This is a genomic window from Synergistota bacterium (genome assembly GCA_021159885.1).
Taxonomy (GTDB): domain Bacteria; phylum Synergistota; class GBS-1; order GBS-1; family GBS-1; genus AUK310.
The window spans coordinates 24,214-48,039 of record JAGHDO010000057.1 but is presented as its reverse complement, the minus strand read 5'-3'; the positions used below and the strand labels follow the sequence as shown (position 1 = coordinate 48,039).

Genomic DNA, 23,826 nt, shown 5'->3' with positions numbered 1-23,826 from the left:
ACCCCCGCCAGCTCTTTAAAATCTTGATTTAACAAACTCATACCAATCTGAGGCATCCGTAGCTATCGTGAAACCGCTATAGGCGCTTTCCCTACTTCCAAGAGTATATATATAGAGTGAAACGCCGCGAGATCCAGAAACTATACCATCTGAGACATGCCATTCATTTTTGACCATATCCTCTATCGATTTTTTTAGATTCTCTATCGTCTCCTTGGTAGAATCGCTTAAATCCAAAGCTCCGAGCCTCTCGCAAAAATCATAAAGATCTCTGAAAGAAGCCTCCTCACCAGGCGTTATGAAATAAGACTGTGTTTGAAGAACAATCCCCCAGAGAGCAGAAGTATCCGAAAAGTTAAGAAGATCACTACCAAGGTCATTAAGATAGCCTACAACATCCGCTACCTTAGCTATATCGATAACCGATATCGCCACATCGTTTCTCCCCTGATAGAGATTTTTAAAATCTTCAACGAAACTTCCCGAAACTTCCAATGCGGTATGATGAGGATTTGCAACTACTTTCTGAAAGATATTCTCATAGTTAAAGCCATCATCGGGCATGGCACCCTGAAGAGCCACAACTACAGACACATTTCCCTTAAGCTCATCCAAAAGCTCAAGCTCTGCTTTAACCGATGAGTCTAAAACGAGCAGATCTACATTCTCCGTAAAGGAAGAAAGAGCCTTAGAAAGATTAAGGCAGCTAACTAAACCATCCCACGAGTTATCCTCATCCCTACTCCAAAGAATCAAGAGATATTTTTCAGCCGGATAGTTTTCAAAGCACCAATTAGCAAAAGACGCAAGAGCATCTGAAGAGGTAGGTGAAGCATCCGAAAGAGTCCCAAGAAGTTCCATATTCCCCTTCTCGACAAGATAGCGAACCATTCCACTGCCGGTTTCAGAACAGCGTTGCACAAGTATTTTAACATCATCCGTTGAGCCTATTTGCCTCATCTCATAGAGATCTATACCTGCTAATTCTCGAGAGGCTAAAGTAGCATCGTTCATGAAGACCATTATCGTCCATTTAGGCATATGACTTGACGGACTTCCTCCTCCCTCTCCACAACCGCATAATAGCGTTGATAAAGAAAGAAGAGCGATGAAAATAAAGATAAGTGATCTTAATCTTCCCACTTTTTTCTCACCTCCAGTATCAGAAGCCATCCCACAAGCATTGGAGCAAAGTAAAGGAAGCTTCCTCCTTCAACAGACGAGCAACCAGCCGATGCGATAAACTCGTCTCCGCCGCCTCCTCCACCACCGCTTTTCTCAAGCTTCAGAGCTCCATACATTAAAGGCTCAAGGCTTGCAGTATCAGAAAAGTTAAGGAAGGGATATTCTCCAACAAACGCATCCTCTCCACCGTCATAGACCTGGAGATAATATCCTATCTCAGATCCCGCCTTAAAAGGAAATCTTCCTGTACCCAGAGGTATCTTTACCTCCATCTCAAGGAAGCCATCCTCGCTTAATTCCCCTTCCGCTTCAACCTCAGGACAGAAAACCGCATCGAGAGATCTAACTCTATATTGAGAATAGTCATACCATAACGGATAAAAGTAAGCCACCCATTGACTCCCATCGTAAAATACCCTAAGCTCCCCTTCATCAGTGTCTCTCGTTGAAGGAAAGGAACCATCATCGTTAGAATCAAGATAAACTATCAGAGAATCTCCTATATCAAGGCTCTCGTCATTATAGCTCCTGATACCTATATAAAGATATTCCTGATCGTTCTTTAAATAAACAGAAATCGAGGACGTGGCTGAAGTTGAAAGGTCCTCTGGAGGCAGAACAAGAGCTCCTGCTATGTCAGAATCGCTCAAAACTCCATCTATTTCCATGTCCCCCCACTTAATTTCTTCCACATCTCTTGTTTCTTTAAGATAGGCTTTCAAGAAGTCTCCCCATCCCGTGAAATTCGCAAAATCATGTCTCCCATCATCATAAAATCTATCATAAGACCCCTCTCCTCTATCTGGGAAAAATATGCTCAATCCATTAGCATTTCCATAAGCTGAATAATTTTCTCGGACGGCACTTTTAATCGCATCGCATAAGGAAGAGGCAAGTTCTGAAACAGATGTTCTCCAACCAGCAAGAAAGGCACAAAAAGAGTAAAGATCTATCACAGATGGGAGGTAAAAGGAAGTCGCCTTTGCCCTTGAAACTCTTGCAAGCGGGACCTTTTCTATCAGAGCAGAAGAAAGCTCCTTGAGGAGAGAAGCTATATCGTCCATCCTTCCAAGATCTATAAGAGAAAGCGTAGCTCCACTCGTCTCCATATAGCTATTTATTATCATCTTGCCCAGATATTCGGGAGAAACGCTTACCCCACTATCAAGCGCATTAGCGAGATCAGCTAAGAAAACGTCGTACTTCCATCCCTCTCCTGGTTCCACCTCCTCCGAGGCCACCATAAAAGAAGCGTAGTTTCTAATCTCGTAGGCAACCTCAACCATCGCCATTAGACACTCATCAAATCCAATAAGATCTATCTCATAACCTCTATTTTTTAATATCCTGAGAGCGGTTTGAAGCTCATCTATATAAAGATAATCGTCGCTCGTTTCATCGTACCCAGCGCTTTTCCACGAAACCCTAAGATTCCTTGCTCTCCAACCATCTCCATGATTCCAAAGTACGAGAGCATAGTGATCTGCAGGGTAATTATCTTCAGCCCATGAAACGAAGTCTATAAGGGCTTCTGAACAACCCATGTTTACCTCCCCTAAAAAGGAAACAGCATTAGTAGAAAAAGGAGTCATACCTTGCGTTAAAACGAACCTGTACGTTCCCGTCCAATCGTCATAATTATCACCCGAGGTCGCATATCCCGGAACCCTATCAAATTGAACGACCAACGTAAGATTAGAATTCTCTCCAAGAGGAGCAGAGGTCATCTCAAGAAAATCGGAAATAGCATACTCTTCCAAGTTATTATCAGCATTCATATATATCATGACGGTCCATGTATCTGCAACCGCAGCACTGGTCATAATAAACAAAAAGAGTATAGCTAAAAACAACCTCATCTTTTGATCCATCTCCCCAAGCTAATAGTAGCTAAAGCTATAATCGGAAACAGAAGTACCACCCCGAGACTACCCTCGCCAAGCGCACAGCCAGCGCTTAAGATAACCTCCCCTCCTGATGGAAGCGTTCTGACCTCCACCTCATTTGACGAAGTTCTCCCCGCTTGATTGAAAGCCAAAACCCTATAGGTATATTTCGTATATTCCGAGAGTCCTGTATCGATGAAACTTTCCATATTGGGAGGAAGTACATCAACCTCTATCCAGTTTCTTCCCCATTTTCTCTCGACTATAAAACCAAGCTCATTATCAGATCTATCTTCCCAAGTAAGCTCTATTTCCGAGGAAGAAAGTGCCTTACCACTGAGATCAGTTGGCGGATCAGGAAAGCCTATGGTAGTCACAGGCTGAGAGAGCTCACAATAATCGGTATAATAGGTATCCTCATAAGCTCTTATCCTGTAATAATATGTTTCCCCAGGGGTTAAGCCCTCATCGTTATAAACATTAACATCAGGAGGTGTATAACCCATTTGCTTCCAGCTACTTGAAGATGTTTTCCTCTCTATTAAGAATCCATCTTCATCCGTAGAATTATCCCACCAAGTAAGTCTAATATGAGTTGGAGAAACTATTTCCGCCTCGAGATTCGAAGGGGGAAGAGGAAGTGAAAAAGCAGAAGCAGTAACCGCAACCATCACTATCCCAAATGCTAAGAACGACAAAAGTCTTAGCAGGTGTTCTCCCCTCATTTTTTAGCTTTTCTCACCTGATTAAGCAGATATTTGGCTATCTTGTCCTTCGGATCGAGATTCAACGCTCTCTGTAAATACCACTCCGCCTTATCGTAATAACCCAGCTCGAAGGAAACTCTACCGGCCCACAGGAAGGCCTTCTCAAAAGTCGGACTTAATGCACAAACTTTTTCATAAAGTCTTAACGCTCTTTCCTTATTCCCCCTCAAGTAAACATCGTAAGCGCGCTCATAAGTATCATAGGCTTCCTCACCATGCTTTATTATTCCCTTGCATTTCTTCGCAAAATACTTAGCTATTTTATTATCGGGCTGCACCACAAGCAATCTCTGCCAAGTTGCAAGTGCCTGCTTAAATAAACCAAGTTCCTGATAAAGCCTTGCAAGCCAATAAAGAGCCTTTGCATGGTTTGGATCTCTGCTTAAGACAATATTGTAGTATTTGATGGCCATATCATATTGCCCCTCCTGATAGTAGTTATACGCTCCCTCGAAATAACGCTCTGTAACGAGCTTTTCGATGTCCGATGAGCTGCCCGTCTGCTGTCCAATAGCAGGCAAAGCAGCAAATACAACCAGTAAAACGCACACAACTATTAAAATTATCCTTTTCATTTGGCATCACCTCAAGAAGGATTATAACATAAATACAGGCTCAGAGCTTATAACGCCCTTAGGATCCAAAGCGTCTTTAAGACGTCTCATTATTTGCGCTCGATCGTCATCTTGCAAAAGGGTCGCCCTTCCAATCAACCTTCCTCTTCTTCTCAACACTGTCCCATTAAGACGCTTTACTAAGGCGTGAAGCTCCTTAGAAGCTTGAGAAATTTGCTCAGCGCTCCCTTCTAAAAAGCAGATATGCAAGTTTCCATCCCCAATATGTCCAAAAACAGTGCTCTTAGCTCCGGTTTTACGAAGAATACCTATAATTCCCTCACATAGGCTTATTAAAGAGGAACGTGGCACGACCACGTTCTCAAACAAAAAAGGAGTTTGGGAATACACTACAGATCTGAAAATTCCTCTTCTGAGCTTCCATATGTGGTGCCACTCTTCCAAATTCTCCAAGACTTTAAGATAAAGAGCCCCACCATCTTCGCCCATTTTCATAATTCTCTTAGCGTCCATTATAGCCGCATCTGGAAATCCCTCCGTTTCAACAATTAAGATAGCTCCACTTCCCCGGGGAAAATCGAAGCTCCCTCCAACAATATCAAGACTATTCGAATCAAGGAGTTCCAAGCTAAACGGCATTATGCCAGTAGACACAATATTAAGAGCGACCCGCCCAGCGCTTAAGATATCCTCAAAAGCTATGACTAACGTTCTAATAAATAAGGGTTTACGAACAACCTTAAGACAAACCTTTGAAATAATTCCAAAAGCACCTCTTGTCCCCACAAAGAGCTTCTCTATCCCACAGGCCATTCGCCCCAGATCACGATACCCGAGGGCTGCCGTTTCTCCATCTGGAAGCACAACCTCTATTCCAACAACATATCCTCCCATAAACCTGTGTTTTAAGGCTCTTAAACCAACAGCGTTAGTAGCGATACTTCCTCCTATCGTAGAGAATCCAGCACTCGTTGGACTACACGGAAGAAATAGATCCGCTTTAACAAGAGCAGAGATAAGATCGCTTACTATCGTACCTGCCTCAACCTCAATAAGCATGTTTGTCTCATCCACTCTGAGGATCTTTCGTAACTTTAAAGTGGAAAGTACTATATCACTATTAATCTTACCTTCCACATCCGTTCCCGATCCGCGAGGAAAGATTTTATAACCCTTCTCAGCTGCAACTTTGATGATATTTCTGATCTCATCTATCGTTTCAGGTTCAACAAGCACTCCTCCACCTTCCAGCTCCCTCACATTATCCGTGCCCACTATATTCTCAACCATACCCTTAAGGGACATAGACAAAACCTCCTTAAAATTTTCGTTCCACAGACTTGATTTTATCATAAAGATGGTTTTATAATCTTTAAAAGTCTTTAAAAGATAAGGGGTGAAAAAATGAGGGATCTATCTCGCTTTAAGAAACGTCTTGAGGAGATGAAAGAAACGCTCACTAAGAGAATTAAGGCAATAGAAAAGGAAGGACCTCGAGACATAGGTTCAGAAGAAGTAGATGTAGCAAACTACATGAATGAGATGGATTCGCTCTTCAGAGAGAAGGAAGAAGCGGAAAAAACGTTAAAGAGAGTTGAAAGAGCCTTAAAAAGGTTTGAAAAGGGAACCTATGGCTTATGCGTTGATTGTGGAAGAGAGATAAGCGAGGAGAGATTAGAAGTTGTTCCATTTGCTGAAAGATGTATAGAGTGTGAGAAAAAGCTGAGCAAAGCGGGGAGGAAATAAAGGTGGTCAGAGTCAGGTTCGCTCCCAGCCCCACGGGGGCCCTTCATGTCGGAGGAGCGAGAACGGCTCTCTTTAATTGGCTATTCGCCCGAAATAAAAAGGGCATTTTTATTTTGCGTATAGAGGATAGTGATAGACTAAGATCAACAAAAGAAGCGGAAGAAACCATTTTGGAGGGCTTGACCTGGCTTGGGCTTACCTGGGATGAGGGCCCTCATAGGCAAAGTGAAAGGCTGGATATATACAGAAAATATGCGGAAAAACTCGTCTCTGAGGGAAAGGGCTACGAGGAAAATGGCGCACTAATATTCAAAATTCCAGAAGGCAAAACCACACTGGATGATATAGTCTGGGGAAAGATCACCATCAAGAACGAAACACTTAAGGACATCGTAATGATAAAATCCGATGGAACTCCAACTTACAACTTCGCTGTCGTAGTAGATGACCATGAAATGGGAGTAACACATGTCATAAGAGGAGAAGATCACATAGCCAATACTCCCAAGCAGATCCTTTTATACCAAGCTCTCGGATGGGAGCTCCCACAATTTGCTCATCTTCCCATGATTCTTGGACCTGATAAATCAAAGCTAAGCAAGAGACATGGCGCTACCTCTGTGGCAGAATATAGAAAGCTTGGTTTCCTATCGGACGCTTTCTTTAATTACCTTGCCTTGCTTGGATGGAATCCGGGATTAGATAGAGAAATTTTCTCGCGAGAAGAACTTATAGAGTTATTCTCCTTAGAAAGGGTCATAAAAAGAGGAGCTGTATTCGATATGAAAAAGCTCGAATGGATGAACGCACAATATATAAGGAAAACCCCAGCTGATAAGCTTTACGATCTTGTTCTGCCATTCTGGGAAGAAAGAGGATGGATCAGCAAAGATGAAGAGCTCGATAAGGGTTATCTTATGAAGATAATAGATTTGATAAAAGAAAGATGCAAAACCTTAGTAGAGCTTGCTGATTTTAGCGATTACTTCTTGAAAAAGGAACCGACTTATGATAAAATGCTCGTGGAGCAGGAGATCAGAGGTAAGGAAGATCTCCTGAGGGAGGTAGCAGAGGAATTAGAAAGTATAAAATCTTTTGAAGCTAAAAATATAGAGGTTTGTTTACGAGCTTTCGCCGAGAAGAAGGGCATTAAGCTAAAGTATATCGCCCAAGCTATAAGAGTAGCAATTAGCGGAAAGAAGGTAACACCTCCCCTATTTGAGGTAATGGAAGTTCTTGGTAAGAAAAGAACGATTGAAAGAATAAGGCGCTGGGGAATCGTCTAAGTGGCAGGACACGGGACTCTGGATCCCGGCGTGGAGGTTCGAGTCCTCCTTCCCCAGCCATATAATAAAGCTAATGAGGTGGCCCCTTCGTCTAGCGGCCTAGGATGTCGGGTTCTCAGTCCGACGACGCGGGTTCAAATCCCGCAGGGGCTGCCATAAAAAGATAAAAAATAGGGAAGGTTTTAAAGCCTTCCCTATTTTTTTATGTCGCAAACTAAATCAATTTGACAAATTATGAGAAAAAAGCTAACCTTTCCAAAGGGGGATCCAGAACAGCTTACTAAGGAAGGCTGGTGATATGTATGGAGATTTACTATAAGCCGATCGGCATAATACATAGCCCCTTTAGGAAACCCAAAGGCGTTCCAATACAACCTTCTGCAGCAAAGGGAATCAGGGGAACCGTTGAGGTCTTTCCCGAATATGCAGCTGGATTGAAGGATCTTGAGGGATTTTCACATATCATCTTAATCTACCATTTCCATCTTGCAAAGCGCGGAAAGCTCCTCGTCAAACCATATATGGACGATAAAGAGCACGGTGTCTTCGCCACCCGTGCTCCCAGTAGGCCAAACCCCATTGGTCTCTCAATAGTAAAGCTCGTTGATTTTAACGGAAACGTGCTCCAGGTTGAAGACGTTGACATCGTTGATGGAACTCCTCTACTTGATATAAAACCATACGTACCAGAGTTTGATATCAGAGCAGTCGAAAGAGCAGGTTGGTTAGAAGAAAACGTTCACAAGCTCCCAGAAGTCAAGGACGACGGCAGATTCGTAAAAAGTAGCTAATCCCCTCTAATTCCGATCTACCTTTAGGCGGTTGACAATATTTTTATCAAGGCTATATAATATCATATGTTATGATGGAAAGGATAAAAGAAAAGATCGATGAAATCTATCCCCACGTGGTAGAAGTGAGAAGAAAGATACATGAACACCCAGAGCTACGGCTTCAGGAGTATGAAACCTCAAAGATTGTAGCCTCAGAGCTTCAAAAAGTCGGTTGGCAAACTCTATCCAGCTTCGCTGATACTACCGCTGTAATAGGCATTCTTGAGGGAAAGAAAGATGGTCCAACAAGAGCATTCAGAGCAGACATGGACGCACTACCTATAAAGGAAGAAACAGGGCTCCCCTATAGTTCGAAGATAGATGGAGTAATGCATGCCTGCGGACATGATTTTCACACCGCGATTTTGATAGGACTTGCGTATATACTAAGCGAGCTTAAGGAGAGCCTTAAGGGAAAAGTCGTTCTGGTATTTCAACCAGGAGAAGAAGGAGGCTTTGGAGGAAAAATACTCACTGAAGCCGGCTTAATAGAGAAGTTTGGAATAGAATACATCATCGGACAGCATCTCTTCCCCAACATCCCCTTCGGAAAAATCGGTTATAGGAAAGGAGTAATGACGGCAAACGCCGACTCATTCAGAATAATCATTCAAGGAGCGGGAGGACACGGTGCAAGGCCCGAGGAAACAATCGATCCCGTAGCTGTTTCCTCTCATATAACGCTTGGCCTTTATACCCTTCTCGCAAGAGAAATATCCCCCATGGATCCCACGGTTATAACCGTGGGATCCATCAGAGCAGGCAAAGCAGGGAACGTAATCCCAAGCGAAGCTATAATGGAAGGCACCATTAGAACGCTTGGGGAGAGAAACAGAGAAAAGGCTTTAAACCGCTTAAAAAGCGTAGCCGAGGGAATAGCATCTACCTTTAGAGCAAAAGCGCAGGTTGAGATAGAGCTTGGTTATCCCTCCGTAATAAATGATCCAGAGATAACAGATAAGGTTACCCAAGCCGGAAAAATTTTCTTAGGAGACGAAAATGTTATAGAGATAGAGCATCCCTCGATGGGAGGAGAGGACTTCGCCTACTATCTCAGGAAAACTAAAGGATCCTTCTATAGAATAGGAGTAGGACCAAGCTATCCACTCCATAACTCAAAATTCGCTCCAAATGAGGAAGCTCTTAAAATAGGTATGGGAATAAATGCAACTATAGCTTTGCTACTGCCATAGGAGGAGTGATCTTATGGGAAGATTCATATTAAGAAGGCTCTTCCTGCTAATACCCGTTCTAATAGGCGTTTCCATAATAGCCTTTCTCATACTCCATCTGGCTCCCGGGGATCCTGCTGAGCTTCTCGCGGGAGAGGAAGCCACACAGGAGGACATAATGCACATAAGGCAGCAATTTGGGTTGGATAAACCTCTTTACGTTCAATACTTTAGATTCATCAAGGGAATCTTCACTGGAGAGCTCATCTCACTTAAATTCGAGATGCCGGTCATGCAAGTAATGTGGCCCAGAATTATAAATACTATAAAGCTCTCCTTAGCAAGCATTCTAATAGCGGTGCTAATAGGTATACCAGCGGGGGTTCTCTCCGCTACCCATAGATATTCCTGGATAGATTATATAAGTATGGTAGCTGCCCTTATGGGCGTTTCCATGCCAGTTTTCTGGTGGGGACTTATACTCATACTCCTTTTTGCCGTAACGCTGGGAGTACTTCCCTCTGGAGGAATAGGCGGTATCAGACATATAATACTACCTGCCGTCGTTCTGGGAACGGCGTCCACAGCCATAATAGCTCGCATGACACGATCAAGCATGTTAGATGTCTTGAGACAAGACTATATAACCACTGCAAGGGCAAAGGGACTTCCAGAGAGGATAGTTATATATCGACACGCTTTAAGAAACGCTCTGATACCGACGGTAACGGTAGTTGGACTGCAATTTGGATATATGCTTGCAGGAGCGGTTCTAACTGAAACAGTTTTCTCCTGGCCCGGCGTAGGAAGGCTTCTGGTAGATTCTATATTGGCAAGGGACTTCCCAGTGGTTCAAGCCTCTTTACTTATAATAGCCATGATTTTCGTTCTGGTAAATTTAGCCGTTGATATACTTTATGCATTCCTTGATCCGAGGATAAGATATGAATAAGCGCAGAACGCATCTTTTGATAGTATGGCGTAGATTCAAGAGAAATAAAATAGCGATCGTGGGATTTTTTATAGTATTGCTTTATCTCCTTACGGCTCTATTAGGCCCCTACATAGCGCCATATGACCCCTATAAGCAGGATCTAAGCAAGAGCTTTGCTCCAATTTCATGGGAGCATCCTTTCGGCTGCGACGAGTTTGGAAGAGACCTCCTAAGCAGAATAATTTATGGATCTCGTATATCACTTATCATCCAGCTTGGCTCAATAGTTATAGCTCTGATAATAGGAGTAGCCTTAGGAGCTATCGGTGGATACTATGGTGGTAAGCTTGATGAAGTCATAATGAGATTTATGGATATTCTTTTGGCTTTCCCCGGAATGCTTCTCGCACTTGCGATAATAAGTATTCTTGGCCCAAGCTTAAAAAACCTAATAATAGCGATAGGAATCTACTCTGTCCCTCAATTTGCAAGGATTACAAGAGGAGCAGTTATAGCTATAAAGGAAAACGAATATATAAAAGCAGCTAAGGCAATAGGAGAAAGCGATCTTTCTATAATAGGATTATATGTTCTCCCCAATGCCCTCTCTCCTATAATAGTTCAAACAACGCTCAGGATGGCAACCATTCTCTTAACAGCAGCTGGATTGGGATTCCTCGGTTTAGGAGTCCAACCCCCCACGCCTGAATGGGGTGCCATGTTAAGCAACGCACGAATGTACCTTAGAATAGCTCCGAGAGTAGCGGTCCTCCCAGGACTTGCAATAATGTTTGTCGTTTTGGGATTTAACCTTCTCGGAGATGGGCTCCAAGATGCCCTCAATCCGAGATTAAAGGAATGATATAAAAATGAGCGATGAAGTCTTGAGAGTGGAAAATCTCACCACATATTTTTATACTGAAGAAGGTGTCGTGAAAGCGCTTGAAGGCGTTAGCTTCTCCATAAACCGAGGAGAGATCATGGGACTCGTCGGTGAGACGGGGTGTGGCAAATCCGTCACCGCAAGATCCATAATAAGATTAATTCCCTCACCTCCAGGAAAGATAATAGGTGGAAGAATATTATTTGAAGGTAAAGACCTGCTCAAGCTTTCAGAGGAGGAAATGAGAAAGCTCAGAGGGAAAGAGATAGCCATGATCTTTCAGGATCCGATGAGCAGCCTTAACCCCGTCCTGAGAGTGGGCTTCCAAGTGTTGGAAGCCATCTTAACCCATGCTAAGATCTCAATTCAGGAGGGAATCGCCCGGGTTAAAGAAATGTTCAGAAAAGTAAATATTCCAGACGTGGATCAAGCTATAGAACGATATCCTCATCAGTTCTCCGGAGGCATGAGACAAAGAGTAATGACAGCAATGGCGCTTTCAATGAGTCCTAAGCTTCTTATAGCGGATGAGCCAACTACAGCTCTTGATGTATCCATACAAGCCCAAATACTTTCACTTATAAAGGGACTTCAAAGAGAGTTTTCAACGAGCGTTCTTCTAATATCCCATGACCTTGGGGTTATAGCTACGATGGCCCAGAAAGTGGGCGTTATGTACGCTGGAAGTATCGTAGAGTACGGAAGCATAGAAGACATATTCAACAATCCCCTCCACCCTTATACCAAGGGTCTCTTAGGCGCTATCCCCCGCTTGGATGAAGATAGGGAGTGGTTAGAAGTCATTCCGGGCTCGGTTCCCAACCTGATCTATCCCCCGCCAGGATGTAGGTTTCACCCCAGATGTTCCCTTGCAAAGGATATATGCAAAAAGGTAAAACCAAAACCTATTGAGGTAGAAAGGGGACACACAGTTGCCTGCCATGAATACGATATTAAGGGTAGATAATTTGGTGAAGCACTTCCCAATAGATAAAGGGATAATTTTTAGCAAAATAGTTGGCTATGTGAGAGCGGTAGACGGCATCTCCTTTTCCATAGAACAGGGAGAAACGCTGGGGCTCGTTGGCGAATCAGGAAGTGGAAAATCCACCACTGGCCTTCTCGTAATAGGCCTCCTTAACCCAACAAGCGGAAGCATCGAATTCAAAGGAAAGGAATTATCAAAGCTAACGGGCGAAGAGCTGAAGATTTTCCGACAGAAGGCTCAAATAGTATTTCAGGACCCGTTCTCCTCGCTCAACCCACGAATGATAGTTAAGGATATAGTTGGAAGGCCACTTAAGGTTCACGGTTTGGCAAAGAATGACAGAGATATGGAGAAGAAAGTATTAGAGCTTCTTGAGGAAGTAGGCTTAAAGGAAGAGCACCTTTCCCGATACCCTCATGAGTTTTCGGGAGGACAGCGTCAAAGAATAGCAATAGCAAGAGCTCTTATCTGTAACCCTGAATTTATTGTGTTAGACGAACCGACATCTGCTCTTGATGTTTCCGTTCAAGCTCAAATACTGAACCTTCTTAAGAAGCTTCAAATAGATAGAAAGCTATCCTATTTATTTATCTCCCATGACCTGAGCGTTATCAGACACATGAGTCATAAAATAGCAGTAATGTATCTTGGGAAAATAGTTGAATATGCTCCCAAGAAGACCCTTTTTGAAAATCCCCTTCATCCTTACACACAGGCTCTTTTAAAAAGCATACCCAAACCCGCTATTACGAGGGAAAGCGTAGAGGAAAAGATTATCAGAGGAGATGTCCCAAGTCCTATGAATCCCCCACCCGGTTGCAGATTCCACACGAGATGTCCTTTAGCAAAGGAAATATGTGGGAGAAAGGAACCCAGCCTTAAAAGAGTAAGCGATGGTCATCTCGTAGCTTGCCACATGATTTGAAAAAGGAGGGATAAGACTTGATACTCCTCAAGAATGCGCGCGTATTCTCACCCGAGGATCTGGGCAATAAGGATATTCTTATAAGCTTCGATAAAGTCTATTGGATTGATGAAAAAATCGATGTAAATATTCCTAAAATAAAAGTCATTGATCTGGGCGAGAGCATCATAACGCCGGGGTTTGTTGACCTACATGTTCATTTCGCGGGAGCTGGCGGAGAGGGAAGCCCCATTAATAGAACGAGGGAGCTTACCATAGACGAGATCATAAGCGCTGGCATAACAACAGCAATTGGTTTACTTGGAACTGACGGTTACACGCGAAGCATGCTCGGGCTGCTTCAAAAGGCATACGCCCTCGAGCTACAGGGACTTTCTACATACATATACAGCGGTTCTTATCAAATACCTCCACCGACTATAACCGGAAGCGTGGCAATGGATATAATAGCTATAGAAAAGGTGATAGGAGTAGGAGAAGTGGCTATCTCAGATCATCGCTCTTCATGGCCAACCGTTGATGAGCTAATCAGGTTAGCATCAGAGATAAGAGTAGCTGGAATGCTCAGCGGGAAAAAAGCTATACTTCACCTTCATACCGGCAAGTTCCCCAATCCCCTGGGAATACTACGCGAGGTTTTCAAGAGAACCAATATACCCAAGTATCACTTTCTCCCTACCCATATGAATCGAGACGAAGAAATCCTTAAAGAAGCACTGAAATACTGTCTCGAAGGAGGATACGTTGACCTAACGGCAGTCACGAAGGATTTTTCAGCAGCGGATGGCGTTAAATACCTACTTGACAATGGAGCCTCACTCGACCAAATAACAATAAGCTCGGACTCTGGTGGAAGCCTTCCAAGATTTGACGCTAATGGCAACCTAATTGAAATGGCTGTAGCCTCTCCAAAAGCCCTATTTGAGGAATTTTTAAAATTGAAAGAGCTAATAGGCCTTGAAAAAGCCTTAAAAATTCTTTCAACCAACCCTGCTGAAAGAATAGGCTTGAAAATGAAAGGTAGAATAGAGGAAGGAGCCGATGCCGATCTTTTAGTATTTGACAACGAATTTAATCTTAAGGGCGTTATTTCCAAGGGTAAAATACTTAAAGGAGGTGATGTCTTCTAAAGAGGTTTAAGCGAGCTAATGTTAATAAGCGGGAGGGAAGGACAGAAGCAAAAAAGACATGGGAGGTGAGCTTCCTTGAGGAGGAAAGCGTGGATAGTCGTGTTAGGTTTGGTCATAGCGGCAGGCTTGATCGCACTCCCTGCTCTCGCCAAAGAAAAAGTGTTAATTGTGGGGCAGGGGGCAGAGCCCGTTACCTTAGATCCACAAAACGCAACGGATAATCCCTCAGAAGAGGTAAACCGCCATATTTATGACGGCTTGGTAGAATTCGATGAGCATCTTAATATCAAGCCAGCCTTAGCTTACAAGTGGACCGTTTCAAAAGATGGCTTAGTATGGACGTTCTATCTTAGAAAAGGAATTAAATTCCACAGTGGAGCTGAGTTTGACGCTTACGCAGTTAAGAAAAACTTCGATCGCATAATAACTAAGAGATTGAGGAGAACAGCTCTTTATAAACCACTCATAAAGGAGATAAAGGTGGTAGACAAGTACACCGTGCAGTTTATACTTAAAATACCCTTCGGTGCGTTTCTGCATCACTTAGCCCACGGTGCTGGTCTTATACTAGACCCCACATACATAGATAAAAACGCTGATATAAAGCATCATCCATCGGGAACAGGACCCTTTATCTTCAAGGAGTGGATTCCAGGAGACCACATAACACTCGTTGCAAATAAAAATTACTGGAAAGGTAAGCCAAAGATAGATAAGATTATTTTCAAGACGATACCTGAGGATACGAGCAGAACCATGATGCTCGAAACTGGAGAGCTCGATATAGCCGAGAGGGTTTCCCCATTTGATATTCCCAGACTTAAGAAAAACAAAGACATAGTCGTAAGCATAACCCCATCCCTAAGGGTAATCTATATACTTATGAATACTCAGAAGGAGATATTCAAGGATGTTCGTGTAAGGCAAGCGCTTAACTATGCGGTAGACAGAGAGGCAATATGCAAGAATATTCTGAAGGGATTAGCTGAGCCTGCAAATGGACCTCTTGCTCCCCTAACCTGGGGATATGCAGATATCAAGAAATATACCTATGACCCAGAGAAGGCGAAAAAGCTTCTCGCTGAAGCTGGATGGAAAGACGTCGATGGAGACGGTATCCTCGAAAAGGATGGGAAAAAGTTTATAGTCCAGCTTGCTACCCCACATGGAAGATACCTCATGGACTATAAGGTTGCAGAAGCCGTTCAAGGCTATTTAAGCAACATAGGCATTAAAGCAAAGTTGTGGACAGCAGACTGGGCAACTTACTTAGCGAGACTCCGCAAGCCTGTAGATAAAGCCACACATGAGCTTGCCCTTCTGGGATGGGCTCCATCCACTGGAGATGCAGACTGGGTATTAAGACCGCTCTTCGCTACTAACATGTGGGCTCCCATAGGCGGAAATAGAGCCTTCTACTCCAACAAGGAAGTAGATAAGTTAATCGAGGAAGGTATGAAGACGGTAGATCCAAAGAAGAGAGCTGAGGTATATCGTAAGGCTCAGAAGATCATCATCCACGATGCCCCATGGATCTTCCTCCACGTTCAGAAAGATGTTATAGGGTATCGCAAGAAGGTTCACGGAGTTGTCGAATTGCCTATAGAAATTCTCATAGTGAAAAACGCTTGGATAGAGGACTAAGGAAACCTCCCCAGCTTTAAAAACCCGAAACGAACGAGGGGAAGAGTAAAGACTCTTCCCCTCTTTTTATATGTAATTCCTTTTGATATAATTTTGCTCAGGCTTCTTACAATTTTCCACTAAAGCGAGGGGTGAACGAAATGGATTATAAAGATACCCTAAATCTTCCCAAGACCAAATTCCCAATGAAAGCAAACCTCCCGAAAAAGGAACCGGAAATTTTAAAGTTCTGGGAGGAAAGGAAAATCAACGATAAGGCAAGAGAAAAGAGAAAAGGCGCCGAGAAGTTCGTTTTACACGATGGCCCTCCCTATGCTAATGGTCCAATACACATAGGGACCGCTTTCAATAAGATACTCAAAGACTTCATAAACAGGTATAAATTTATGCGGGGATACGATGTACCCTACGTGCCCGGTTGGGATACTCACGGTCTTCCCATTGAATACCAGGTTTTGAAAGCGAATAAGATAAGGAAGGAAGATATAGAGCCGGTGAAGCTTAGAGAAATGTGCAGAGAATATGCTCTTAAATTCGTGAATAAGCAAAGGGAAGAATTCATAAGGCTGGGAGTTAGGGGACACTGGGAAAGACCATATATAACATTGGACCCCAAATATGAGGCTAAGCAAATTGAGATATTTGGGAAGACCGCGCTTAAAGGATATGTCTATAGGGGGAAAAAACCTGTTTTCTGGTGCTCAAGCTGTGAAACAGCTTTGGCTGCAGCTGAGGTTGAATACTGGGATGAAACATCCCCATCCATATATGTTAAGTTTAGAGATACTGGCGAGCTTGCCAGCTTTTTCAAGGGAGCAACGGATAAACCTATAAGCATTCTCATATGGACAACCACACCATGGACGCTTCCCGCTAACTTAGCCATAGCACTTCACCCCAACTATGAGTATGCCCTCCTTGAAGATGAAAAGGAAGCTTTTCTTATAGCTCTTAAAACGAAAGAGAGATTGGAAAAAATAATAGGAAGGGAGCTCAAGCTGATAAGAACGGTTAAGGGAAGCGAGCTCGAGAATATTAAAGTTCACCATCCCTTTTTAGATAGAGTAGTTCCTCTTCTTTTAGCCGATTTCGTAACCTTAGATGAAGGAACGGGATGTGTTCACTCTGCTCCCGGACATGGACCTGAGGATTATGAGATGGGAGTAAGGTATAATCTTGAACCATTCTCACCACTGGATGACAAAGGAAGATTCACATCGGAAATTCCTATTCTTGAGGGACTTAGATACGACGAGGCTAACAAGAAAATAATAGATATCATGAGGGAAAATGGAACTCTTCTTCACTTGGATGAGATTACCCACTCCTATCCTCACTGCTGGAGGTGCAAAAAACCAGTTATATTCAGAGCCACACCTCAGTGGTTCATCAACGTTAGCGCCTTTAGGGAGGAAGCTTTAAAGGCGATAAATGAAGTTGAATGGATCCCAGACTGGGGAAAGAACAGAATCTATAACATGGTTAGAGACAGATCCGATTGGTGTCTCTCAAGACAGAGAGTCTGGGGAGTCCCAATACCTGCCTTTTATTGCAAGAAGTGCGGTAAAGAAATCATCACTGAGGATACTATAGAAAAAACGAAAAGGCTCTTCGAGAGAGAGGGTTCAAGCTCATGGTTCTCAAAATCGCCAGAGGAAATATTGGGTGAAGGCTTCAAATGCCCTCATTGCGGAAGCTCCGAAGGATTCGAAAAAGAAACCGACATCATGGACGTATGGTTTGACTCAGGAACCAGTCACTTCGCAGTCTTAGAAGATGATCCGGATCTGAAATGGCCTGCAGATATGTATCTTGAAGGGACAGATCAGCACAGAGGCTGGTTTCAGACATCGCTTTTAACCTCTGTAGCCGTGACGGGAAGAGCACCGTATAGATCCGTTTTAACGCACGGTTTCATAGTCGATGGTGAAGGAAGAAAGATGTCAAAATCTCTGGGGAACGTGATATATCCCCAGGAGGTCATAGAGAAATACGGAGCAGATTTGCTAAGACTTTGGGCTGCTTCCTCGGACTATAGGGTAGATGTAAGGATCTCTGAAAGCATACTCAACCAGCTTGTTGAAGCCTATAGGAGAATAAGAAATACCGCAAGGTTCATACTCGGAAACTTATACGACTTTTCTCCATCAAAGAATTCGCTCCCCTATGAAGAGCTTCTTGAGATAGATAAATGGGCGCTACTTCGCCTACAACATCTTATAAAGAGGGTCACTTGGGGATATGATCACTATGAGTTCCATCTTCCGTATCACTATATCCACGATTTTTGTGTCCTCGACATGAGCTCGTTCTATCTCGATATACTGAAAGATAGGCTTTATGTCTTACCTCCGGACTCCAAAGAAAGAAGAAGCGCTCAAACTGTTCTATTCAAGATAGTCCTTACCCTATCCAAGCTGATTGCCCCTCTTCTTAGCTTCACAGCGGAGGAAATATGGCAGCATTTGCCAGATCCTGAAACAAGGGAGGAAAGCGTTCACTTGAGCAACTGGCCCAAGGTAGAGGAAAAGTATATGGATGAGGAGCTTGAAGAAAGATGGGAAAGACTAATAAAGGTAAGAAAGGCAGTAAATAAAGCACTCGAAATGGCTCGTCAAAACGGTCTCATAGGATCATCCCTCGAAGCGAAAATTAGAATCTTTATACCCGATGAGAAAGTCAAAAAGCGCTTTACAGAGAAAGAACTCGCTGATATCTTCATCGTCTCACAGGTCGAAGTTTCTAAAACTCCATTAAATGATTTCGACTTTAAAGATGAGGAAGAAACCGGAACCGAAGTAAAAATTCTCAAGGCGGAGGGGAAAAAGTGTGAGCGTTGCTGGCAGTATCATCCAGATACCGGCAAGGATAAAGAATTTCCTGACACATGCCCGAGATGCGCATCCATATTAAGGAAGCTTGGATACTCGCTTCAGGCATAGGTATAGATAGAATAACCAAGCTACTTGCCTTAAAAGAGCTTCGGAGAGGAGAGATATCTCTCCTCTCCGGTTTAATTAAGCTCAAGCTTCTCTTCAACGAAGGATCGGCCTTTGGCATAAAAATCTTTAAGGGCAATAAGATATGGATAATCATCACATCTCTATTTATAATTCTGCTTTACTCTCTGCCAGCGAAAGACCGTCTTTCAAGAACCTCAAGAGCATTTTTGGTAAGTGGCGCAATAGGAAACCTATTAGACAGGATTATATATGGAAGAGTTGTAGATTTCATAAACCTCCCCTATTGGCCTACCTTCAATGTAGCTGATGCTTTGATAACAATAGGAATCGTACTCGCTCTGATCAGCTTTTTCAAAGGATGGAGAGATGAAGATACGAGTAACCCCTGAAGATTCTGGAAAAAGACTCGACAAGCTGATCTCAGAAAAACTAAAAGAGATATCGAGATCCTTAGCCAAAAAATTAATAGAAAGCGGCAAAATTATCGTTAATGGATGCAAAGCGGAGCCGAGCTACAAGGTTAAAGAAGGAAACGAAATAGAGATATCAGAGCTTCCGCCAAAGCACAAAGTTATAAAACCTCAAGATATTCCCATTTCAGTGGTTTTTGAGGACGATGACATTCTCGTTCTTGATAAACCAGCAGGTATAGCGGTTCACCCCTCCCCAGGGTGTGAGGAAAATACCATAGTTAACCTACTGCTTAAGAGATATAGAAATCTGCCCGGGGCTTCACCAGAAAGGCCTGGTATCATTCATCGCCTTGACAAGGATACATCAGGTCTAATCATTATAGCGAAGACACCTTTAGCCTATAAAAGCCTCTCTAAGCAGTTTTCCGAAAGAACGGTTGAGAAAAGATATCTTGCTTTGTTATTGGGGAATCTACCTCTCGATGAGGGGAAAATAGAGCTCCCCATTGGTAGAGATCCCTTTAATAGAAAGAAAATGAAAGTAACGCTCGGCGGAAAAGAAGCCATTACTTTCTTCAGAGTCCTTAAAAGATATGAGGGATTCACCCTGGTAGAGGTTCAGATAAAAACTGGAAGAACGCATCAGATAAGAGTTCATTTTTCCTATCAAGGGTATCCCATTGCTGGAGACGAAGTCTACGGGGAAGGTAAGCTCCCCTCGCTTAAAAGGCAGTTTCTGCACGCTTACAAGTTAGCTTTTTCCCACCCATGCACGGAAAAGAAGCTATCTTTCACCTCCCCCTTACCTCAAGATCTTAGGAGATTTCTCCGCTCCTTGGTCTCACCCAGATAGTATTTTGGTTTCTTACAAGAACCGCTCCTCTCTTTCCCGAGGGATGCCTTTTAACATACTTAACCAGGGTATAATCCACAGGAACTTTAGCATTCATCCTTGCCTTACTATAATAAGCAGCCAAGGAAGCAGCGAACTCTAAGACATCTCCTGGAAGCTCGGATCCCCACGGGTTTCTCACTACCACATGGCTTCCCGGAGATCCTCGAACATGAAGCCAGATATCCTCCGGTGATGCTTTCTTAAATGTTAATAACTCATTAGATTTCGCTCCCTTACCAACGAGGATCTTCCAACCTTTGTAATCGAACTCCCTAAAGGGAAGAGAAGATTTTTGCTCTTTCTTCTCCCTCTTTTCCTTCGTTACTTTTTCAATGCCATCTATAGCGTCGAGCTTTGCGATTTCCATCTCGACCCTCGCAAGCTCCTCCCTCGCCTTTTTCACCCCTCTCTTAAGCTTTGATGCTTCCTTAAAAAGCTTTTGAGCATTCATGGCAGGTGAAAGTGAGGGATCAAGCCTTATCGTCTCAAGCTCACCCGTGTATGGATTAAGAAGACTTGCTTCTCTCTCCCCCTTCTTAATAAAGCTTATGTTGGCGAGTATGATCTCCCCAAGAAGCTTAAGTCTTCTTGCTTCCTCCTCACGCTCAATAACATCAAGAAGCTTATCCCTCTTTTTTAAAAGATATTTAAGCCTATCTCTTCTTTCTTTTTCCCTTCTTTTCCTCCACTCGACTTCCTCCTCAAACTCCATCCTTCTGATCATAAAGCTCCTCACAAGCTCCGAAAGAGTAGCAAATGACTCTTTAGCAGCTGCCCTTGGAAAGTCATAATCCAGAATCCAATAGTCGAGAGGGAAGCCCTCCTCCGCAATGAAAAGAACGGGTAGAAAAGCTCTCTTTTCCAGAGCGTTTATCCAGCTTTCCCATTTTTCCGAAACACTTCCCGAAGAAAGATAATCCAACAGATTTTCACTCGTTCCCTGAAATACCGCTGAAATCCTATCGATGGAAAGCTCTCCTATATTCCTGAAGAGAAGCGGGTTCACCCTGCGCGAAATTGGTGGTAGATAGTACCTGCTTTTCATCCCCTTTTCTTTCCAAGCGGAGACAACTATACGCTCATCCTCCAAAAGAATAGCATTAGCCCTACCAGGAAAAAGCTCTAAAGCCAGTTTTCTTCTTTCAACCAGGCGAGATGCATATCTCGTTTCGAACTGGAGAAAAGCCACTCTATCAAACTCATGCTGATAAACGCGGATAAGCTCGCTTCCAACGAGATGTTTCCTTAGAAGAAGCACAAACGGAGGATCTGGTTGATCGGTTATGCCCACAGGGGAATCCGAAGCAAAAATGGAGGAAAACGAGCGGGAGAGAGCAATTGATATCCCCACTCCCCCGCTGAATTCCAGAAAAACCCCCCTCTTATCCAATTTTACAGATCTAATCCTCTTCCCCAAGAAACTCTCCTCTAACTCCCCCAGAATCCCCCTAAGAACGCTTCCATCAAAAGCCACTATCTTTCACCGCGCTTGTATGGCACGATAGGAGGGCAGCCGAAGTAAGAACATAAGGAATCATAATGTCCTACAACCCTATTTTTATGTAAAAGGCACAAAGCTAATCGACTGTGGTGAGTGAACTTATGTCTATCCTCCACGAAGACTTAGATCTAACATCCTTGTCGGTTTTTATGGTGTTTTTACCAGATTCTTTGGCAAAATAAAGGGCTTCATCAGCCCGAAGAAGGAGATCCTTAGGAGTATCATCTCTCTTCGCCTCTGCTATGCCAACGCTTAAGCTCACCTTAAGGGGTTTTCCCATGAGGCCTATAAAAGGTATCTTCCTTACGTTTGAGGCTGCCCTCTCCATAAGAGCGAGGGATTCATCAAGATTTTTTCCAGGGAAAAGAATACAGAACTCGTCCCCACCATATCTGTATAGAAGATCCCCGTTAGAGAGACTCCCCTTCACAACCTCGGTGATTTTTTTAAGCACCTCATCTCCAAAAAGATGACCATGAGTATCGTTGATCTCCTTGAAGTCATCTATATCAAATATGGCAACGCAAAACGGTACACCATTTTTTCTCCTTCTTTTCAGATTCAAAGAAACCATCGTTTCAAGACTTCCTCTATTTAAAGCCCCCGTCAGCCTATCGGTTAGAGCTTCCATCTGAACCCTTTTCAGTTCTTGCTTCAACTCTCTTATCTGCCGTTTAGATTCCTCAAGCTCCCTGGTTAACTCATCTACCCTTTTTCTCGCCTTAGCTACTTCTTCAAGGAGACCTCTTATCACAATTGCAATGTCCTTTCTTTCTCTCGCTCCTTTAACACCATCGGCAAATGTTTCCATAGTGGTATCGAAATCCTTGCCAACACCGTGCATCAACTCAGCATGATTTGCGAGCTCTTCCGCAACAGCGTATAGCTTAGCAGAAGCCTTAGCTAAAACGGTCTCCTTATCGCTTGAGGGAAGCTCTCCTCCCCACTCTCTTATAAAGTTCTCCCAAGTAAGGGGCTCTCCCCTTTCATAGAGCTTTTCAACTATCCTATAGCATCTATCATAATTCTCAGGAGTGAGAGGAATATAGTATCTCTTATCAGTGGCAAAAAGGAGTGCATACCTTGCTACTTCACTGACTCTTTCGATTTCCTTCTCATTAATCTCGGCTTTCTCATCCTTAAGAGAAACCATCAAGCTTTAAGCTCTTCCTCCCCTCTTTTCATTCCAAGCCTCATAAAGCTTTTCCCCAAGGGAAACAAGGTAGTCTTTTCTCTCAATGCCATTTAACCATTTCTCCGGTATACCGCCTACACCGTTAAAAGCACCGCTTATCGCTCCCGCTATAGCCGCTATGGTATCCGTATCTCCACCTGCCATAACCGCATTAACGACGCTTCCAAGATAGCTATCAGGAGAAAAAGCAAAGCAGTAAAGGGCACTTGGAACGCTTTCAACCACGTAAGCGCTTATCCCGAGAAGCGGTAAGGCATCCATCGGAGGAAAACCCTCTCCGAGATACCCCTGTGCTTTCTCAAGCTTCTTAGCAAGTTCAGACTCACCAATATACTTAGCGGTTTCCCTCAGAAGAATATTCGGATTAACATCCCCTCTGCATGCAAGGGCAACAGCATAAGCAACTGCCTGCGCTCCCTTAACCGCCTCAGGGTTTTTATGCGTAATTTCAACCGCGAGTTTAACTTTCTCCTTAAGTAAATTAAGGTCATCATGGAAGAAAAGAGCAACCGGAGCTATCCTCATGGCACCTCCATTGCTCGCAGCCATCTCTCCTCCTATTCCACTTTCTTTCCATGAGATTCCCTTAAGAAGCTTTTCTACAGCCTCGGTTGTGATCTTTCCCATACCGCGGGTATCGCCTTTCTTGTACCAGTCTACGAATTTCCTCGCGATATCCCCTGGATCAACATCTCCCTTATCTATAAGGCTCTCCGCATGAAGGATAGCAAGCATAGTATCATCCGTAAACTGTCCAGGTTTTAGGCCAGCTCTTGAGAGAAAGCTTTTCCTGTCCCATTTCTTCCTTATGTCTCTCGATGTCCATCCCTCAAAAGGCATGCCCAGAGCATCCCCTATCGCAAGCCCCAATATAGCCCCTACGAACTTATCCTTCACTTAGAAAA

General features: G+C 43.5%; 21 protein-coding genes and 2 tRNA genes. 15 read left to right on the top strand and 8 right to left on the bottom strand.

Features of this window, described 5'->3' with window-relative positions; translation table 11 throughout:
• Positions 1–15: 15 nt before the first annotated feature.
• Genes J7M13_05465 through J7M13_05445 form a run of 5 tightly spaced genes read right to left on the bottom strand, consistent with a single transcriptional unit; the run spans position 16 to position 5,718 of the window.
• Positions 16–1,143 carry a hypothetical protein gene (locus J7M13_05465; GenBank protein MCD6363431.1) on the bottom strand — a complete coding sequence of 376 codons (1,128 nt, stop codon included), beginning with the start codon at positions 1,141–1,143 and terminating at the stop codon, positions 16–18.
• Positions 1,131–3,044 carry a hypothetical protein gene (locus J7M13_05460; protein ID MCD6363430.1) on the bottom strand — a complete coding sequence of 638 codons (1,914 nt, stop codon included), beginning with the start codon at positions 3,042–3,044 and terminating at the stop codon, positions 1,131–1,133. Before J7M13_05460 ends, J7M13_05465 begins: the two co-directional genes overlap by 13 nt.
• Complete coding sequence (locus tag J7M13_05455; protein ID MCD6363429.1) at positions 3,041–3,796, bottom strand: fibronectin type III domain-containing protein; 756 nt, start codon at positions 3,794–3,796, stop codon at positions 3,041–3,043. Before J7M13_05455 ends, J7M13_05460 begins: the two co-directional genes overlap by 4 nt.
• Positions 3,793–4,413 carry a tetratricopeptide repeat protein gene (locus J7M13_05450; protein MCD6363428.1) on the bottom strand — a complete coding sequence of 207 codons (621 nt, stop codon included), beginning with the start codon at positions 4,411–4,413 and terminating at the stop codon, positions 3,793–3,795. The genes J7M13_05455 and J7M13_05450 overlap by 4 nt, the downstream gene beginning before the upstream one ends.
• Before the next feature lie 21 nt (positions 4,414–4,434).
• A complete protein-coding gene (locus tag J7M13_05445; GenBank protein ID MCD6363427.1) occupies positions 4,435–5,718 on the bottom strand; it encodes an FAD-binding oxidoreductase in 1,284 nt (427 codons plus the stop codon).
• A gap of 99 nt (positions 5,719–5,817) precedes the next feature.
• On the opposite strand from J7M13_05445, the gene J7M13_05440 reads away from it, so the two are divergent.
• From J7M13_05440 to J7M13_05370, 15 genes are all read left to right on the top strand, one after another.
• Positions 5,818–6,159 carry a TraR/DksA C4-type zinc finger protein gene (locus J7M13_05440; protein MCD6363426.1) on the top strand — a complete coding sequence of 114 codons (342 nt, stop codon included), beginning with the start codon at positions 5,818–5,820 and terminating at the stop codon, positions 6,157–6,159.
• Positions 6,156–7,445 (top strand): glutamate--tRNA ligase, encoded by a 1,290-nt coding sequence (locus J7M13_05435; protein MCD6363425.1) that lies wholly within the window; start codon positions 6,156–6,158, stop codon positions 7,443–7,445. Before J7M13_05440 ends, J7M13_05435 begins: the two co-directional genes overlap by 4 nt.
• Positions 7,431–7,505 (top strand) — tRNA-Gln (locus tag J7M13_05430). The genes J7M13_05435 and J7M13_05430 overlap by 15 nt, the downstream gene beginning before the upstream one ends.
• A gap of 20 nt (positions 7,506–7,525) precedes the next feature.
• A tRNA-Glu gene (locus tag J7M13_05425) sits at positions 7,526–7,601 on the top strand.
• A 146-nt stretch (positions 7,602–7,747) separates the two neighbouring features.
• Positions 7,748–8,236: a tRNA (N6-threonylcarbamoyladenosine(37)-N6)-methyltransferase TrmO gene (gene tsaA, locus J7M13_05420; protein MCD6363424.1), complete on the top strand. Its 489-nt coding sequence runs from the start codon at positions 7,748–7,750 to the stop codon at positions 8,234–8,236.
• Between the two features lie 71 nt (positions 8,237–8,307).
• Positions 8,308–9,471: an amidohydrolase gene (locus J7M13_05415; protein ID MCD6363423.1), complete on the top strand. Its 1,164-nt coding sequence runs from the start codon at positions 8,308–8,310 to the stop codon at positions 9,469–9,471.
• Between the two features lie 13 nt (positions 9,472–9,484).
• The gene (locus tag J7M13_05410; protein ID MCD6363422.1) at positions 9,485–10,402 is read left to right on the top strand and encodes an ABC transporter permease; all 918 of its coding nucleotides are present in this window, start codon (positions 9,485–9,487) and stop codon (positions 10,400–10,402) included.
• A complete protein-coding gene (locus J7M13_05405) occupies positions 10,395–11,246 on the top strand; it encodes an ABC transporter permease (protein ID MCD6363421.1) in 852 nt (283 codons plus the stop codon). The genes J7M13_05410 and J7M13_05405 overlap by 8 nt, the downstream gene beginning before the upstream one ends.
• Positions 11,247–11,253: 7 nt before the next feature.
• Positions 11,254–12,234 carry an ABC transporter ATP-binding protein gene (locus tag J7M13_05400; protein ID MCD6363420.1) on the top strand — a complete coding sequence of 327 codons (981 nt, stop codon included), beginning with the start codon at positions 11,254–11,256 and terminating at the stop codon, positions 12,232–12,234.
• On the top strand, positions 12,209–13,180 hold the full coding sequence (locus J7M13_05395; protein MCD6363419.1) for an ATP-binding cassette domain-containing protein: 972 nt from the start codon (positions 12,209–12,211) through the stop codon (positions 13,178–13,180). The genes J7M13_05400 and J7M13_05395 overlap by 26 nt, the downstream gene beginning before the upstream one ends.
• A 17-nt stretch (positions 13,181–13,197) precedes the next feature.
• Complete coding sequence (locus tag J7M13_05390; protein MCD6363418.1) at positions 13,198–14,310, top strand: beta-aspartyl-peptidase; 1,113 nt, start codon at positions 13,198–13,200, stop codon at positions 14,308–14,310.
• Positions 14,311–14,385: 75 nt separating this feature from the next.
• On the top strand, positions 14,386–15,954 hold the full coding sequence (locus J7M13_05385; GenBank protein ID MCD6363417.1) for a glutathione ABC transporter substrate-binding protein: 1,569 nt from the start codon (positions 14,386–14,388) through the stop codon (positions 15,952–15,954).
• 140 nt (positions 15,955–16,094) lie between these two features.
• Complete coding sequence (gene ileS / locus J7M13_05380; protein MCD6363416.1) at positions 16,095–18,896, top strand: isoleucine--tRNA ligase; 2,802 nt, start codon at positions 16,095–16,097, stop codon at positions 18,894–18,896.
• The gene (lspA, locus tag J7M13_05375; protein ID MCD6363415.1) at positions 18,842–19,306 is read left to right on the top strand and encodes a signal peptidase II; all 465 of its coding nucleotides are present in this window, start codon (positions 18,842–18,844) and stop codon (positions 19,304–19,306) included. The genes ileS and lspA overlap by 55 nt, the downstream gene beginning before the upstream one ends.
• Entirely contained in the window at positions 19,284–20,183 is a 900-nt protein-coding gene (locus J7M13_05370; GenBank protein MCD6363414.1) for an RluA family pseudouridine synthase, read from the top strand. Before lspA ends, J7M13_05370 begins: the two co-directional genes overlap by 23 nt.
• Here J7M13_05370 and J7M13_05365 read toward each other — a convergent pair.
• The 3 genes from J7M13_05365 to J7M13_05355 all read right to left on the bottom strand — a co-directional run bounded on the left by J7M13_05365 (position 20,146) and on the right by J7M13_05355 (position 23,818).
• Entirely contained in the window at positions 20,146–21,699 is a 1,554-nt protein-coding gene (locus J7M13_05365; GenBank protein MCD6363413.1) for an NFACT family protein, read from the bottom strand. The genes J7M13_05370 and J7M13_05365 overlap by 38 nt on opposite strands.
• A 103-nt stretch (positions 21,700–21,802) precedes the next feature.
• Positions 21,803–22,882, bottom strand: a complete 1,080-nt coding sequence (locus J7M13_05360; protein ID MCD6363412.1) for a diguanylate cyclase — start codon at positions 22,880–22,882, stop codon at positions 21,803–21,805.
• Between the two features lie 3 nt (positions 22,883–22,885).
• Positions 22,886–23,818 (bottom strand): ADP-ribosylglycohydrolase family protein, encoded by a 933-nt coding sequence (locus J7M13_05355; GenBank protein MCD6363411.1) that lies wholly within the window; start codon positions 23,816–23,818, stop codon positions 22,886–22,888.
• Between the last annotated feature and the right edge of the window lie 8 nt (positions 23,819–23,826).